General features: G+C 38.2%; 17 protein-coding genes. 10 read left to right on the plus strand and 7 right to left on the minus strand.

Annotated elements, in window-relative coordinates:
- Nucleotides 1–87 precede the first annotated feature (87 nt).
- The gene (locus H6F62_RS18045; protein WP_137907968.1) at nucleotides 88–1,422 is read left to right on the plus strand and encodes a hypothetical protein; all 1,335 of its coding nucleotides are present in this window, start codon (nucleotides 88–90) and stop codon (nucleotides 1,420–1,422) included.
- 238 nt (nucleotides 1,423–1,660) lie between these two features.
- Here the strand turns inward: H6F62_RS18045 and H6F62_RS18050 are convergent, their stop codons facing one another.
- Complete coding sequence (locus H6F62_RS18050) at nucleotides 1,661–2,563, minus strand: metallophosphoesterase (RefSeq protein WP_137907969.1); 903 nt, start codon at nucleotides 2,561–2,563, stop codon at nucleotides 1,661–1,663.
- Between the two features lie 55 nt (nucleotides 2,564–2,618).
- Here H6F62_RS18050 and H6F62_RS18055 point away from each other — a divergent pair, with 55 nt between their 5' ends.
- Nucleotides 2,619–3,464 (plus strand): procyclic acidic repetitive family protein, encoded by an 846-nt coding sequence (locus H6F62_RS18055; RefSeq protein ID WP_190372626.1) that lies wholly within the window; start codon nucleotides 2,619–2,621, stop codon nucleotides 3,462–3,464.
- Between the two features lie 272 nt (nucleotides 3,465–3,736).
- Here the strand turns inward: H6F62_RS18055 and H6F62_RS18060 are convergent, their stop codons facing one another.
- A complete protein-coding gene (locus tag H6F62_RS18060) occupies nucleotides 3,737–4,099 on the minus strand; it encodes a single-stranded DNA-binding protein (RefSeq protein ID WP_137907971.1) in 363 nt (120 codons plus the stop codon).
- Nucleotides 4,100–4,681: 582 nt separating this feature from the next.
- Here H6F62_RS18060 and H6F62_RS18065 point away from each other — a divergent pair.
- From H6F62_RS18065 to H6F62_RS18095, 7 genes are all read left to right on the plus strand, one after another.
- Nucleotides 4,682–5,689 (plus strand): rod shape-determining protein, encoded by a 1,008-nt coding sequence (locus H6F62_RS18065; RefSeq protein WP_137907972.1) that lies wholly within the window; start codon nucleotides 4,682–4,684, stop codon nucleotides 5,687–5,689.
- A 260-nt stretch (nucleotides 5,690–5,949) separates the two neighbouring features.
- Complete coding sequence (gene mreC, locus H6F62_RS18070) at nucleotides 5,950–6,738, plus strand: rod shape-determining protein MreC (protein WP_137907973.1); 789 nt, start codon at nucleotides 5,950–5,952, stop codon at nucleotides 6,736–6,738.
- 413 nt (nucleotides 6,739–7,151) lie between these two features.
- A complete protein-coding gene (locus H6F62_RS18075) occupies nucleotides 7,152–7,478 on the plus strand; it encodes a hypothetical protein (protein ID WP_190372627.1) in 327 nt (108 codons plus the stop codon).
- A gap of 105 nt (nucleotides 7,479–7,583) precedes the next feature.
- Entirely contained in the window at nucleotides 7,584–7,961 is a 378-nt protein-coding gene (locus H6F62_RS18080; protein WP_137907975.1) for a hypothetical protein, read from the plus strand.
- A gap of 35 nt (nucleotides 7,962–7,996) precedes the next feature.
- The gene (locus tag H6F62_RS18085; RefSeq protein WP_190372628.1) at nucleotides 7,997–8,371 is read left to right on the plus strand and encodes a hypothetical protein; all 375 of its coding nucleotides are present in this window, start codon (nucleotides 7,997–7,999) and stop codon (nucleotides 8,369–8,371) included.
- A gap of 124 nt (nucleotides 8,372–8,495) precedes the next feature.
- Nucleotides 8,496–8,924 carry a hypothetical protein gene (locus H6F62_RS18090; RefSeq protein WP_190372629.1) on the plus strand — a complete coding sequence of 143 codons (429 nt, stop codon included), beginning with the start codon at nucleotides 8,496–8,498 and terminating at the stop codon, nucleotides 8,922–8,924.
- A 104-nt stretch (nucleotides 8,925–9,028) separates the two neighbouring features.
- Nucleotides 9,029–9,529 carry a hypothetical protein gene (locus tag H6F62_RS18095; protein WP_190372630.1) on the plus strand — a complete coding sequence of 167 codons (501 nt, stop codon included), beginning with the start codon at nucleotides 9,029–9,031 and terminating at the stop codon, nucleotides 9,527–9,529.
- Nucleotides 9,530–9,615: 86 nt separating this feature from the next.
- On the opposite strand, the gene opcA is transcribed toward H6F62_RS18095, so the two are convergent.
- The 5 genes from opcA to H6F62_RS18120 all read right to left on the minus strand — a co-directional run bounded on the left by opcA (nucleotide 9,616) and on the right by H6F62_RS18120 (nucleotide 15,380).
- A complete protein-coding gene (gene opcA, locus H6F62_RS18100) occupies nucleotides 9,616–10,992 on the minus strand; it encodes a glucose-6-phosphate dehydrogenase assembly protein OpcA (protein WP_190372631.1) in 1,377 nt (458 codons plus the stop codon).
- An 83-nt stretch (nucleotides 10,993–11,075) separates the two neighbouring features.
- On the minus strand, nucleotides 11,076–12,605 hold the full coding sequence (gene zwf, locus H6F62_RS18105) for a glucose-6-phosphate dehydrogenase (RefSeq protein ID WP_137907980.1): 1,530 nt from the start codon (nucleotides 12,603–12,605) through the stop codon (nucleotides 11,076–11,078).
- Between the two features lie 512 nt (nucleotides 12,606–13,117).
- A complete protein-coding gene (gene fbp, locus H6F62_RS18110) occupies nucleotides 13,118–14,155 on the minus strand; it encodes a class 1 fructose-bisphosphatase (protein ID WP_190372632.1) in 1,038 nt (345 codons plus the stop codon).
- A gap of 187 nt (nucleotides 14,156–14,342) precedes the next feature.
- Entirely contained in the window at nucleotides 14,343–14,570 is a 228-nt protein-coding gene (locus H6F62_RS18115; RefSeq protein ID WP_137907982.1) for a hypothetical protein, read from the minus strand.
- A gap of 57 nt (nucleotides 14,571–14,627) precedes the next feature.
- Nucleotides 14,628–15,380 carry a class I SAM-dependent methyltransferase gene (locus tag H6F62_RS18120; RefSeq protein WP_190372633.1) on the minus strand — a complete coding sequence of 251 codons (753 nt, stop codon included), beginning with the start codon at nucleotides 15,378–15,380 and terminating at the stop codon, nucleotides 14,628–14,630.
- Between the two features lie 758 nt (nucleotides 15,381–16,138).
- On the opposite strand from H6F62_RS18120, the gene H6F62_RS18125 reads away from it, so the two are divergent.
- The coding region (locus H6F62_RS18125; protein ID WP_190372634.1) for a DUF4347 domain-containing protein at nucleotides 16,139–16,464 on the plus strand (326 nt) is incomplete at its 3' end.

The following is a 16,464-nucleotide window of genomic DNA, read 5'->3' on the forward strand; positions in this document are numbered from 1 at the left end:
ATATTTTGATTCAAACCAATTACTATTAAAAACATGAACCGTAGTGAAACATTTAAGAGTAGATACCATGAGTCGCGGATCCAATACATGGCAACTGGAGAATCTCCGACTTGTTCAGTCATTTATTCTCAAGCACCTTACTGGAAAAAGTATAAGCTTATTTTTCCGTTTATAGTTGATAACTGGCAGCATTTTTATTACATTGACTTTCCTCCAATATTTGAAAATATAGAAGAAACTCACCCATCCATTTTAATCGGGATAGCAATGGCAGAAATTTATCGCCTTTGTGAAATATGCACCCCTGAGACAGTCAAAGTAACTTGGTATAGCTGTCTTCAATGGGAATCAGATTGGTGGAATGAAGATATTTACTGGTATCTTCAGCAAAAGTTTTACCTGGAAAAATGGGATTGGGATAAAATGCCTCGAATAGAATTTTGTTTAAATTCTATAGAAAATTCTTGGTTTCCATCCGTCAAAGATACTTATCTTCTTGCCGTTAGTGGGGGTAAAGAAAGTACATTTGCATTTGAGTGGATGCAGCAATGTAATCTTCCTATGGAAGCATTTACTTTACACAATGCAGGAGGAATATTAGGCAACAACTGGCTACAAAAGTTTCCAGTATTTGATTACATTAAAACTCAAAGTCACCTGTGGGAAATAGAAGCTCATCCACAGGAAGATCCAGCTACACATTTTGGTTATAAAGGCGTTCGTAACGATCCTACTATTACTAATGCTCTTTTCATTATGATGATCATTGCAGTACAGCAGGGACATCGCTTTCTGGTCTTAGCAAATGATAAAAGTTCTAATGAATCTAATACTACATATCAGGGGCGAGAAGTCAATCATCAAAGTGCCAAGGGAACAGCTTATATAGAACGTTTTAATAATTTTTTAGAGCAAAAAGGTTTGCCATTTAGGTATGTTAGTATCTGCGAAGAAAGTTACTCAATCGCTACAGTTAATCAACTATCTTTATGGAAAAAAACCATCCTGAATAGCCTTACCTCATGTAACGAGGCACAGTGGAATTCAGGAGACGTTCGATGGTGTTGTAACTGTCCAAAATGCGCTTTTTCTTATGCTTTAATCGAAGCCGTCACAGATTATTCTTTTGCCAAGCAGGTAGTGGGAGAGGACTTATTCAGTTTTACAAAACTAGAAGAAGTTTGGAGACGTTTATTCGACCCAAGTGCTGAGAAACCATTTGAGTGTGTTGGTGAAAAACGTGAAACTTTAATGGCTTTAGCTAAATGCAAAAAACAACGTCTCAAAAATGGCGAACATTTAGGTGTTCTTGCTCAGATACCCAATATTGAATTTGATGAATCTCTACTAAAAATCTCTGCCCCTCAAAACATTCCTAAAGAACACCAAGATAAACTAAATTCAGTTTTGACAAATCAATAATTAGGAGTTGCTGAATAAACCTAAAACCGTTATCTGAAAACAGTTAAAGATAAATAAGAAGTGAAAAAGATACAAGGAATAAAACCTGTAAGGATGAAAAACCATGCACTTACTGAACACTCAAAATCAATTTTTCTACAATCAAACTATTCAAAATACTGTACCCGTGGCGTAGCACCTCTCTATGACTTACGTCACGCTACGCTATCATAACTTTATGGCTAGGCCACGCAGGCTATCAGCAAGCCCTAATTATACCTTGATCAAAAACGCGATTATTAGTATCAATCCCACTGATTTCTATTCTCTCTGGGTAGACATTATAAGCAGCAAAACTCAAATTACTTGTGCAATATTCTGTTAATTGAGAAGGACTTACAGGACGATTACCGGCACCAGCACCACAGATTAAATAGGTAGTTCCATTAATAGCGTGAGTCCGTTCATAGTTATGTTCATGGCCATTAATATAAAGTTGAACATTGTACTTTTTAAATAGAGGAGTAAAAGTGTTAATAAAATTTATATTACTACCATAATGACCAGATGAATAAATGGGATGATGACCAAATACGATTTTCCAAGGTGCTTGACTGATACTTAATTGCTTTTCTAACCAAATTAATTGATTTTGCCAATCTGCATTATTATTAGTATCTAAAGCAAAAAACTGGACTTGATTTTGAGTAAATGTGTAATAACGTCCCTGCATATTAAAACCAGGATATTTCACTTGAGGAACACCATTATCAGTGCGAATATCATGATTACCTAAACAAGCATGAAACTTGACACTTTTTTGCAATAAAGGTTGATAAGGACGTTCAAAAACCTGATTAATTTTCTCAATTTCGCCATTATTATAAATATTATCACCAGCTAAAATTACTAAGTTATAAGGATTTTGCTGATGATAATAATTCATAGCAGTTGCGACAGCATACTGACCTTTGGCACCAGTTCCCGTATCAGCAACGGATACAAAACGCAATAATAAATCTTTTTTTAAATTTTTTTTAATGGGGTTAGCGGCTGTTGCTGATTCTATGAGAGAATTTGATGATAACTTCCCATCTAAAAATCCAGATGTGATGACACTAATTCCACTTAAAAACAAAAATTGACGGCGTTTAATATTCATATTATCTATTCCCTTTTGTGTATGTTTTTGATTCACTAATTTGGGTAAAAGTTCCATGTCAGGAGAAAACGCACCAAAATCAAGAAATGAACCCGTAACCACGCTGTACAAAAAAAATCAACCAATTTGGAAGACGGTAATTATCCAAGTTTTGCGGGGAACAATTGGTGTTTTAGAAACCACTATGGTCAAATTGGAGACAGAAACACCCAAGGATACTAGTGGGAAGAAAATTAATTTTTTATCTCGTTGGGATGGATTTTTAAGGACATTTCGCTTATTCTTACCATCAAGTATATCTAATAATGTGTCAGATTTGGTTCTGACAGGAATTTTTGCGGTAATTTTTCTGGTGACAATAGGAATTACTACATTTTTGTTTATACCTAAATCATCTACTCAAGTCGCAATTGTTACTCCAGTTGAGGAAGTTACTAAACCAACTCCAGTTATAGAACCCAAACCCAAACCAACTCCAGTTATAGAACCCAAACCCAAACCAACTCCAATTATAGAACCCAAACCCAAACCAACTCCAATTATAGAACCCAAACCCAAACCAACTCCAATTAGGGAATTAACACCAGAAGAAAGTTTACTAGTAGCAATTGAAAACCAGTTTTCAGAAATTAGCGTTTCTGTAAAGAATACCAAAGATAAAAATATTGTTTCTCAACTGATAAAACCTATAGTTGGTAATTTCCGTACCAGCGATTTAACTCTAAAAATTAGTGATGTTTGGTACAGTTTAGAAAACTCTCAACAGGATAAACTAGCTGCGGACATATTACAACGTTCCCAAGAGATTAATTTCACACATTTAAAAATTGTTGATTCTCAAGAGAAAATAATTGCCCGTAGTCCAGTTGTTGGTAATGAAATGATAATTTTTCAACGATGAAATTCGAGAGTAGGCATTGACAAAAAACATCATTTATGTAGTCTAGACAATGGCATTCTTGCCAAGGTTAGCAAAAATATGCTCATCTGGGTTTGACTCCCCAGTTTATTATTTCACTGAGCATTTCTACCAAACTCTCCAAAACACCTACTTAAATTCCAATTTCTTTACTGGCATCTCCTATAGAAATAGTCTTATGAGAGTTTTCCATGATTTGTTATAATCAGAAATACTCTCAATATATAGACAGAATCAGCGGAAAGTCCTGTAGATTAAAAATTATCTGGAGACATATCAGACATACCACCTTCACTATCACGCTTAGAACCGAGTAACTCTAGTTGTTCTACATGAATAACTGGACTAGAACGATTGACTCCGGTTTGGCGATCGCTCCAGGAATCAAATTTCAAAGAACCTTTAACCCCAATCAAGCTACCTTTACGGACATAATTACCGGCAACTTCCGCAGTTTTTCCCCAGAGTTCTAGATTAAACCAGTCTGGCTTATCGTTGTTACGGGATCTTCTATTTACTGCTAAAGTCAATCTACATTTAACTGTACCCGACTCAAAATACTTCATATCTGGGTCGCCACCTACACGACCAACAAGGGTAACAACATTAATGCTCATAGCTTTTCCTTTTGGTACATTTGTATTGTATGATTCATATTATATATAATAACTAAACCTCGTCCGAGTTGAGAACTGGAGTTTTTCAAGCCTGGAACAGGGAAAAGGGAAGAGTAGAGGCTTTGGGAATCAATAGCGATTATACCGTTTCCTAGTCTAATTAAGTACAAAATCATCGGTGTTGATCTGCATTTAATTATAAATTTTTGTACCTTGCTTTAATGGGAATTGCTATCAGAAAAAACTGTGGGTTTCAAACTAGATGGGGTTTAATTGTAAAATTATTAAAAGTCTGTTACAATCTTCACAATTAAGTCTATCAAAAAAATCAAAAAATAATTGGCATTAAAAAAGTTATCCGGTTGTACCGAGTGATATTCAAAAAATACCACACAAAAGTCTTGGAACTAAAATCAAGATTGACAAAAGCTAGATAAAAAAATAGTCTAGTTTACTGGAATCAGGCAAATAAACATCATCTAATCCGTCATTATTAACTCTTATCTTGATAGTCACAATTAGCATAAATAGGGGGAACACAGACGCGTGGGTCTTTTCAGGAATTTTCGTCCATCATGGGATATGGGTATCGACCTCGGTACAGCCAATACCCTAGTTTATGTATCAGGTAAAGGAATTGTCCTGCAAGAACCTTCCGTAGTTGCCATTGATCAAAATCTCAAAGTGGCGCTGGCAGTGGGAGAAGAAGCAAAAAAAATGCTCGGTCGGACACCAGGTAATGTAGTAGCTCTGCGTCCCCTGCGTGACGGTGTGATCGCTGACTTCGATACGGCGGAGTTGATGCTAAAAAGCTTTATTCAGCGGGTAAATGAAGGTAGATCCCTGATGTTACCCCGCATTGTGATTGGTATTCCTAGTGGTGTCACAGGAGTAGAAAGACGAGCCGTAATGGATGCAGCTACTCAAGCTGGTGCCAGAGAAGTATATTTGATTGATGAGCCAGTTGCAGCGGCCATTGGTGCTGGACTACCAGTTGCCGAACCCACTGGTAATATGATTATTGATATCGGAGGTGGAACAACAGAAGTAGCGGTATTAAGTCTGCAAGGGACAGTAATTAGCGAGTCAGTACGCATTGCTGGAGATGAACTGACGGAAGCAATTATTCATTATATGAAGAAAATTCATAATCTGGTAATTGGTGAACGTACTGCTGAGGACATTAAAATTAGGATTGGTTCGGCCTATCCCACCGAAGATGATAATGATAAAATAATGGAAGTCCGTGGACTGCATTTGCTTTCTGGCTTACCAAGGACTGTCACCATCAAAGGTCCTGAAATTCGGGAAAGTATGGTAGAGCCACTGGCAGTAATTATAGAAGCAGTGAGACGCACACTAGAACGCACACCGCCAGAACTGGCAGCAGACATTATTGATCGCGGGATCATGTTAGCGGGCGGTGGCGCATTACTCAAAGGACTGGATACTTTAATTAGTCATGAGACAGGTATTGTTACCCATATAGCAGCAGATCCTCTATGCTGTGTAGTTTTGGGAACAGGTCGTGTATTAGAAAACTTCAAGCAGTTGGAGAGAGTATTCAGCGGACGTTCTCGCAATATGTAACAAAAATCAGTTAGTTAAGGATACTGGATTCTGTATTTATGAACAACTAACTATAGAATCCTTCTTTTTTTGATAAATTTTTGATAGAAAGTATCCAGGAGTATGGACAACATCATGTAGCACTATCACAAGCACCACAGGGGAAAAACTTTACTAACGGAATTTTGGCATAGGAACACTCAAACTGGAGTTAGTCATGTTCCTGCAACTTTTGAATCATTTACTTTTACATAATTTATAGAAATATATACGGGTATTTTATGTTAACTGCAAGACGCTGGTGGGAATACAAAGGATTACAAATAGGGTTATTAGCGCTAGTTTTAGGTGGTGCGTGGACAATCAGAGAAACAAAAGGTGCTTTATTGCGTGAAATTTATCAAGGAATAACTAGCCCTTTACAGATGTTACAGTCGGGAACAATTCCTGAGCAAAGTATCCAAGATGCGAGATTTTTAGAATTACGAACCCGCATAGTTGATCTGGAAAGCCAAAATCAAAAATTAAAAAATTTACTGGGTTATACAGAGAAAGAATCCGGGGAGCAAAAGCCAATTATAGCACGGGTGGTGGGACGTAGTGCTGATAACTGGTGGCAACAAGTGATTTTAAATCGGGGGACAACATCGGGTATTCAAGAAGGTTCTATTGTTAAAGCTGATGGTGGATTAGTAGGCTTGGTAGAAAGTGTAACTAATAATACTAGTCTGGTATTGTTAGTTAGTGATTTGAAAAGTCAAGTGGGAGTGACTATCAGCCGGACTTCAGCTAAAGGGATTTTACAGGGTGATTCTTCGGCAGAAGGGGTCTTAGAGTTTTACGAAAAAGTCCCTAATGCTAGAGTAGGTGATTTAGTGTCCACATCTACTTATAGTCAGAAATTCCCGGCTGGTTTAGCCATAGGTAGAATTAAATCTCTAGATTTAAAGAAACTCCCGGCTTCAGTAGCAAGGGTAGAGTTATTTCCGCCAATTCAGTATTTGGACTGGGTAACTGTTTACCCTAAACCAGAGAAACAGGATTTGGAAACCCCAACCGTAACTAAATAATGTGGAATAATTGTTTTCCGTGTCTACATTAGGTAGATCATGCTTCTAACTAAAGAAACCGTTAAATTACTGTAAAGCCTTAGCAAAGGTATCATGGCAGAATTTAATAAGCTCTTACCCATTTAAATTTAATAATCTTAACCTGGCTAGATGTTGTGGCGCGGGCATCTTGCCCGCTATAATCATACAAATTAAATGCAGTACAGCTTAGTAATTTTCTGAGAATTAGTGTAAGTTTTTGTAACAAACAGTTGACTCACCGTTGCAGAAGTTGTATATTCAGTACATGGACTTAGGCATAGAAAACAGAGAATAAAAGACGGGTGGGGAGTCTTTGGGCTTTTATTCTCACGAGGAAAAGAAATCTGGCTAGATTAAGTCAAACTTACAGTGTCAAACTCATAAGATTAACCATGAATAAGTTTATCTTGGCTTTACTAACTGTTAGCGCTATTGCCACTGCTGCTGTTCCTGCTAATGCTGGTGATATTGGTAACGTCCAAACATCCGATCAAAATTCTGTGATTACAGGTAGTGGTAACTACACTAATCAAAGAGTCAACCAAAGGGGACAAGTAAACCAAAGAGTTAACAGACGTAACTCTGGAGACTCTGCAAATATCCAAGATGCTCGTCAAAGTTCTGATGTTCTTGGTGAAGGTAACGTAACTGAACAGAAGTCAAATCAAGAGTACAGAGAAACCCGCACTCAAGGTGAACGGAGATGGAACCGTTATTAAGTCGGTAATTGCTGCTTATTGGTAGATTGAATGTAGGGGTAATACAATTAATTATTGGCTTTATCTCTACTTTTTCTCTGTAAATTTAGTTTAGGTACATCAATCGTGCAATTTCGCCAACTTAAACTTTTACTAATTACATTGGGTTTGATTTTCCCTATGGTAGCTCAAGCAGGTGAAATGAATCTGCAAGTAGGAAAAATCAAAATTAACAGAGACTATCGAGGAAATACTACGGTAAATACAGGGGAAATGCAATTAGATTCTGAACCGGATATATACCGTAGCCAGAGAAATTATGAACCCGATATATACCGTAGCCGGAGAAATCTGGATTCTGCAATTAGAAGTAGAAATATCAACACATTGAAACGGAATTGTACTGAGTCTAACAATGAAGTTGTGAGCCACCAAACTACAAAAATTAGAGGTTCTAACCAGCAAAGAACTCAAACAAGTACTGTATCCGTTTCTTGTAATTAATTGTCTTGTAGTTAATTGTGCTTAGGAGAGTATAAATGCAGTATAATATTTTATCTCTAAGTGGTATATCGGCTTTATTAGCTGTGACATTGACACCAGTGTTTACAGAATCTGCCTTTGCTCAATGTGTAAATTCTCATGTTGGTGTGCAAGTAAATATTTCTGAACGTCCAGCAAGACAAGGTTCTAATATCGAAATGGGAAGTACAGGACCTTGTACGGGAAATGTCAATTCTTCTAGTGCAACACAAGTGAATATTGGCGGTCGAGGACAAGCTGAACAACAACAAAATGTAAATCAGCAAATGCGAGGTGGTAAAAGTAATCCTACAGGCGTTAATGGACCAACTATTAACAATGCTGTGGTTGTACCTATAAATGTCAAAACACCTAAGAATTTTAATCGCTAGAAATTAGGGACTTTTCGTTTTCTATGATTTTTATCGAAGGGTTTAGTATTGCTAAACTCTTCCTAAAAAATTCAATATTTAAAAAATAAATATTTGAATTACCAAACAATAGGACAAAGGAAAAATGAATATTAAGCAAATAGTTAACATGACATTTTGTGCTGCTATTTTAACTCTAAGTATGCCTGTTTTTATGCCTAATTTAGTTTTTGCTAATTCTCATTATCTCAAGGATAGCAAACAAGAAACGACTATTAATTTAAATGAGGATGATCTGAAGGAAAACCTGCTTTTAAAAATTAATACTGCAAATAATTTCTCTGGAAATATTAAACTAAATGGCAAGAATATTAAAAAAATAGAAGGTAATAATACAGAAATTTCTCTTTTGAAGCTTTTAAAAAAAGGTAAAAATATTATAGAAATTAATGCTGTTGACAAGTCTATTGGATCTACTTTGCGAGTAGAATTGATAGGAGCAAATACACAGATTTCTCAAGAAAGTGCAGGTGGTGGTGATATCCAGCATATTTTAGTTATTTATGTACCTTAAAACAACAAATTTTTGGATAATGAAAATAAAGAATTGATCATGATTCTCAATTAGAATAATCCATGGTTACATAGTTAGAATTTTTCAAGGGTAAAAAACAAATTATGTTCACAAAAAAAATCTTTTTATTTACTACTAGCATTAGTTATCTGCTCATATCAGAATTACTGGTAAATGAACCTGCTTTCTCTCAGTCTGCTCCCCAAAGCAATAATAGCAGTTCTCAAGTCACAGGGGATTACAATAATGTTTTTCAGACTCCTAATCAAAATAGCAATCTTAATGTATTTAACTTTCCCAATATATACCCGCTGAATCATTCTATTAATACTCCTGTGAATACAGAAAATGATTTTGGGTTTAATGTTTCGGCGGGTGTAAATACTCTTGATTCTAATAATGTAACAGTGTATCTAGGATTGATTTTTCAGCCCGGTAGAACTGATTCACATAGAATCAGAATGCAAAAGATTGTTAAAGAAACAGAGTTATTAGAAACACAAAAAAAGATTGCTGAAGGACAACTGCAATTAGTGCAAAAACAAATTTCCGAAGCAGAATTGAAATTACAACAGTTGTCACCTGCAAATAATCAAAATCAGTAAAAATATAATACAGAAATAGGGAAATTTACTTTGGTGGGGTGGGTAATAGTATTACCCATTACCCATTACCCATTACCCATTACCCATTACCCATTACCTAACTTAATAGTGTTACCAATGAGAGTGAGACTTTCCTCAAATAAAGCTTCCCGTCCCCAGCGTTGTACCTGTTGACTTAACAAAGCTTCCGCTTTTTGTTCGGAAAGAGAACTTACCTGTTGAAACAACCCAGCCGACTGAGCGCCTCCATGGGTTTCCATTCGCATACAACCACCAGTTTCTGAACAAATTACAGTGCCACAATTGGCTTGAGGATTAGTAGAACTCAAGCGTAAACCAATTAAATCACCGACAATTTCCCCAATATCAGCAATGGGAACTCCTGCTAATTCGGCTTCTATGTGTCTTTGGTCTGGAGAGAGGAAATTAATGTATGTGATGTCATAATCACCTTTTTCCTGTCTATAGGCAACTGGTCGCCATTCCAAGCGACTAGCTAACCAACCTAAGTATAATAATGCTTGAGCAGCATTACCTTTTTCATAGTCAATCTTAACACGATCAATTTCCTTGAGGGCTGCACGACGGTTAGGCGCGTCATAAGCTTCTGCTGCTAATTCTTGCCATGCTGATAAACGTCGCCAATTCAAATCAGCCACAGGTATACCAGATTCTACTAATTGTTGCAAGCTGAGTAAATCATCTTCTGGTGTATTAAAGTTGCAAGAGTCAACAATGACATTATTGCATACCGATGCTAAACGCTTAAACAAAGGATTGGCAGCATCAGGTGTAGTTTTCCACCAGAGGAACTTAGGTAAACCACCAATTAACAAAGCCGGAATCATGCCTCCAATGCGTTCTAAAGCTGTAGCAGTACCAGTGAGGGTAATGTACTCACAACAGACAAGAGTGCTGGAAGATTGCTTTTGAATGGGACAATAGGCAGAAACTTGGGCTTTTACCCCTTCATCATCGCCGGCAATGGGACATAAAGCAATAATTCGGCAAGGGTTACGGGTAGCAATTTCATCAGCAATAGTGGGACTGGTAGGATTGAAAGTATACCCCATGGCCGTACCATGATTATCTCCATTTGGTCCTGTGTGCTGCTTTTGGAAATATTCAGCCCGTAAAGCAGTCAGAGTTTCCGGTGTAGCAATACCGCTTTCTGGAAGGTGGTGCTTTTTCTGGACTTCTTGCAAAGCTGTTTTAGTTTGGGGTCCGAGAATACCATCCACTGGACCATTATAAAAGCCGGTGGCGGTTAACAAATACTGAGTTTCTTCTGGTTCGTAAACTACTAAAGTAAATGTTGTGGCCCGGGTAGCAGCGGGTAAAGTACCGTCTTCCCCTTGAATACCGTAACTTTGCCAAACTTGATTCAGTTCTACCTCAATTTCTGTGAGGGAAACATCCTTGGGTGCTTGCAAAGAAAAAATCGTAGGTGCTTGAGAAACCATAGTTAATAGTGTTAGTTGTTAGTTACTAGTTGTCAGTTGTCAGTTATTTTGCTACTGACTACTGACCAATGACCAATGACTAATTAAAGTCTGCGCCAGCGGCGGCCGTCTTGGTTAATTAATAATTCGGCTTCTGCTGGTTCCCAAGTACCGGCTTCATATTGGGGAATATTCGCAGGATTACCTGGTAAATCCCATACAGACAAGGCAGGTGTAACTACTTGCCAAGCCGCTTCTACTTCGTCTGCCCGTGTAAACAAAGTTTGGTCGCCCATCATACAATCAAGGAAGAGACGATCATAGGCATCGGAAGTGGCGGAAATACCTAAAGAACCGTAGCTAAAATCCATATCTACGGCACGGGTACGGAAATCACCACCGGGCATTTTCACATCAAACCGGAGGGAAATACCTTCATTGGGTTGTATTCGCATGGCCAAAACGTTGGCGTTTGCTTGTTGAGCCGCAGAGGGGAACATTCTTGAAGGAACTTCGCGGAAGTGAATCGCAATTTCACTGACTTTTTTCGGCATCCGTTTGCCAGTTCGTAGGTAAAAAGGAACACCCTGCCAACGCCAGTTATCCACCATAAACTTCATGGCCACGTAGGTGGGAGTAGTAGATTCAGGATTAACACCTGGTTCAGTTCGATACCCTGCCACCTGTTGACCTTTCATCCAACCCGCGCTGTATTGTCCACGAATTGCTGATTTTGACAAATTATTAACATCAGCTAAACGAGTCGCTTGTAACACTTTAACTTTTTCCGTGCGGATACTATCAGCATCCATGGAGTTAGGCGCTTCCATAGCGGTTAAACAGTAAAGCTGCATGAGGTGATTTTGCAGCATATCCCGCAATGCGCCGGCAGTTTCATAATAACCCGCCCGGTCTTCTACTCCCACGGTTTCGGCGACGGTAATTTGCACATGATCTACAAATTGCCGATTCCACAAAGGTTCAAAAATGGCATTAGCAAAGCGGAAAACCAGCAAGTTTTGGACTGTTTCTTTCCCTAAGTAGTGGTCAAGACGATAAACTTGGTTTTCTTTACAAACCTTTTGTACTACTTGGTTGAGGTTTTGAGCGGAGGCTAAATCACGACCAAAGGGTTTTTCGATGACTAAACGCTGTTTGTCGGGGTCTTCTAGCATTCCCGCTAACCCTAGCTGTTTAATGGCTTCAGGGAAGAAATTAGGGGCAACAGAGAGGTAAAACATCCGGTTTCCCCTTGTTCCCCGTTTCTCGTCTAGTTCAGCTAATAGGGTTTTCAGTTTTTGGTATCCTGCGGGGTCATCTATATTCCCCGGACAGTAAAATAAACCTTGGGAAAAGTCCTGCCAAAGTTCACCTAGTTCTACATTAGCGTGAGCTTCTGCCATGCCTTTTTGCATTTGCTCGCGGAAGTATTCATGACTCCATTCCCGACGCGCTACACCCACAATGGTGGTTTCTGCGGGAATACGTCTTTCTCTCCGCAATTTGTACAGTGCTGGTACTAACTTACGCCAGGTTAGATCTCCAGAAGCACCAAAGATGACGATAATTTGTGGTTCGGGCATCCCTTGCTGTTGTAGACCAACGCGCAATGGATTTTCTAGCAAACTGACCATAGGATTTTAGATTTTAGATTTTAGATTTTGCAAGAGGTAAAGGGCAAGTTCCTAAATTCCCCAATCTCCTCTATAGGTGAGAATAGCTTGACTTGACCTTTTAAAGAGTTCATGAGTGACACAGAAAGGACGCAGACACGATAGGATTTTGGATTTTGGATTTTGGATTTTGGATTTTAGATTTTGAAAGATCGCAGGTGTATAAAGTCTAGAATTTAAGTTACAGCCGTTTTTAAGCAAAAGTGCTATAAAAATAATCTATCTGTGTGGGTTTAAACTCTTGATTTACCCGTCTGGGACTTCTATTGGTCGGGGCTGCATGGGTTGAGAAAACCCAACTCGCGGGAATGTTGGGTTTCACTTCTTTCTACCTAACCGATAATTTGCTTAATTTACAGCACTTTTAGCTGGAGTGAGGTACAATTTATGCGGGCAAGATGCCCGCACCACAAGAGTTTTATCATTAAGATCTGGAAGATCTGGACTTTAGAATACGGATAAATGCTGTAACTTTAATGACTTCTTGGCATAAAAGACATCACTTTTTCTACATCCTCTTTACTACCAATGATTAAAGGTGTCCGTTGATGCAGTTTTCTGGGAACTACATCTAAAATATCCATTGTTCCTGTGGTCGCTTTACCCCCAGCTTGTTCAATTAAAAACGCTAAGGGAGCAGTTTCATACAACAGACGTAATTTACCTTCTGGTTTTTGTAATGTTCCTGGGTACAGAAATACTCCACCCTGTAATAATATTCTGTGAATATCGCTCACCATTGCCCCACTGTAACGGGAACTATATCCTTCTGTACGATGAACATAACGAATATATTCTCTAAAGGGTTCATCCCATTGCCAGAAGTTACCATCATTAACACTATAGGTCGCGGCATGATTGGGCATTTTAATATTCTCTTCACAGAGAATAAATTCACCTAAACTAGGATCAAGAATAAAGGAATGCACTCCCGTACCTATGGTATACACTAGCATAGTGCTAGGTCCATATAGAATATATCCCGCTGCTAATTGTCTACGGCCATTTGTAAGCAAATCCTTAGCTTCACCATCAATATCTGCTCCTTCCTGTTGACGAATGGCAAAGATAGAACCTAAACTGAGATTATTATCTGTGTTTGATGAGCCGTCAATGGGGTCATAAAGCAGCGTATAACGACCAATGGGGCAATTTTCCGGGATATAGTAGGGTTTTTCCATCTCCTCGGAAGCCAGACGACAAACTAAGCCGCTTTGCTTGAAAACAGAGATAAATACTTCATTCGCGTAAACATCCATCTTTTTTACAGATTCTCCCTGGACGTTGACTTCTCCAGTAAATCCTAGCACCCCCTCCATTAAACCAGCCCGACTCAAACGACGAGCCACTAATTTACCCGCTAAAGCGATGCGATTCATCAGCGCACTTAAATCCTGAGCATCGTGTCCAAAACTATGTAATTGTTGGAGAACGTGGCGGGATAATGTTGTACAATCACGATCTAGAGCTTTATCTGTGGACAAATCCAAAGATTCTGATACTTGAGTCATATTAATTGCTGCTATGAGGTCGTGTTTATCTATGGCGATTTTTGGTCGTTGCTTCTATCTTAGAAAGGGAAATTGATAACTTAAAACTGATTTTATATAAACTAAAGAATTGAAATTTTGATTTTCTGATAAATAAAGAATCTGTGTGTCTTTAGACCGCAGAGTGTCAAAAACTTAACAGATTATATTATGATATGACCTGAAAAGAATGAACTTCTAAAACAGGACCAATCATTGCGGTTGTCATCAGATCATTTCTTACCTGTCCTGTGACTTTGGCTTTTTGTCCTGATTTGAGTAGATTTTTATCAGCACTTTTGGGGATTTGGTAAGTGACACCATCTTCTGTCACAAAAGCCCAGACACCAAGGCCAATATTTCGACGTTCAATAGTACCAGTAATTGTCACGTTCATAAAGTTTAATTGTTTAATTGTTTACTTGTTGAATTGTTTAATTTGTTACTTAATTATTTAAGATGATGACAATTCCTGAGAAAAGCATAATAATTGTGTAGTGTTTAACTGGTCACGGTAGAGGCATTTAAACTGATTAAAACCGGATTTTTGACAGATTTCTTGGATAGTTTGTTGAGTTTCGGGAAAATCGCTGGTGGAAATATGCTCCTGAACCATTGAATACTCTTCTGGGGTGAGTAAAGACCAGTATTTTTGCACATTATCTAGGTAGCGGAGAATGTAACTATCTCGGTCTTCTGTTTCTTGACGAATAATATCAATTAATATCAAAACACCTCCCGGAATCAGTAGATTTTGTAGCTGGTTAATAAAATGCTCTTTTTGCTGAAGCTGAAGATGGTGCAGCGCGAAGGAGATGAAAATTACATCAAATCTATGCTCTTGATCTGATGCCAAAAAAGGAACTACTTCTGAGAAATCTCCCTGAATTAAAGTTATGTCACAATTAATCTTTTTTAAATTCTCTTGGGCAATTTCTAATGCAGCTATGGATAAGTCTACACCATGATAGGAGGTAATATTAGTATTTGATAATACCAGACTAGTGAAACTGGCATCACCACATCCTAAATCAAGCATTTTAAAGGGTTTTTGAAAGTTACTAACAAGAAATTTATGTAGTATTCCATAAATTTCATTATGACTCATGTAATTATTGTTGAGTACCTTTTGATAAATTTTCCACTGCTTGTTAAAAAACTCTTCTACTAGCAAGGATTCATTTTCACCATTTTTTAGCTGTGTCATAATTGTGAGTTTTGGGGGAAGACGTTTTTTAACAGATTTTAACGGAACTATGGAAACAGATCGCCAGTAAATGAGCTACAAATATCATATTATAGACAGGGAACAGGGAACAGGGGACAGGGGACAGGGAACAGGGAACAGGGAACAGGGGACAGGGGACAGGGGACAGGGGACAGGTGACAGGGAACAGGGAACAGGTGACAGGTGACAGGTGCTACGCCACGGGGACAGGAGACAGGGGACAGCTAAATAATAGGGTGTGTTAGCTGTATTCGTAACGCACCATTGGTATAGACTTTGGGTGTAGGATGGCGATAGCGAAGCGCTGCTGCAAGCAGTTCGCTACATTCTACCTATATAATATAGTAACGCACCATTTTAAATCAGGGAACTCTTAACTGGGAACTCTTAACTGGGAACAGCTTTTTGAGTAGGTAAAAACTTTAGGTGTAGCATAGCGATAGCGAAGCGCTGCTGCAAGCAGTTCGCTACATCATAACTATATAATATAGTAACGCACCATATTAAATCATTATCCTGTACATCCTTTCATCCTGGATATCCTGATTCTGACAAATGTAAAAGCATGAATGTTACCAGAGTATTATGTATGTGACACTAACTAACACACATTAAATCTAAAAATATACGGTTGTAGTTCTGATTTTAATCCATTAAAATCTTATTAAGACCAGGTTTTGCGTGAAGTTGCTCATTTTCTACGAAATCAGAAGCCCTACCAGGTGCAAAGGAAAATTATGTCTAACAACTCTTTCCTCCGTCAAACCGCAACAACAATTGTTTTTATTGATGCCTCCCTTTCCGACTATCAGACCCTGCAAGCAGGAATTATCGAAGGCGTAAAAACAGTTATTATTTCCCCAGAACAAGACGGAATTGAGCAAATTAGCCAAATTTTACAACAACATCCCCACATCACCACCATTCACATCCTTTCCCACGGTGCGCCTGGATGCTTATATTTAGGCAATAGTCAATTAAACTTAACTAATATTCATAATTACACCCAACAATTACAACAGTGGCAACCTCAGAATATTTTACTATATGGTTGTAACGTCGC

It is taken from the genome of Anabaena sp. FACHB-1391 (genome assembly GCF_014696755.1).
In the GTDB taxonomy this organism is placed as follows: Bacteria; Cyanobacteriota; Cyanobacteriia; order Cyanobacteriales; family Nostocaceae; genus Dolichospermum; species Dolichospermum planctonicum.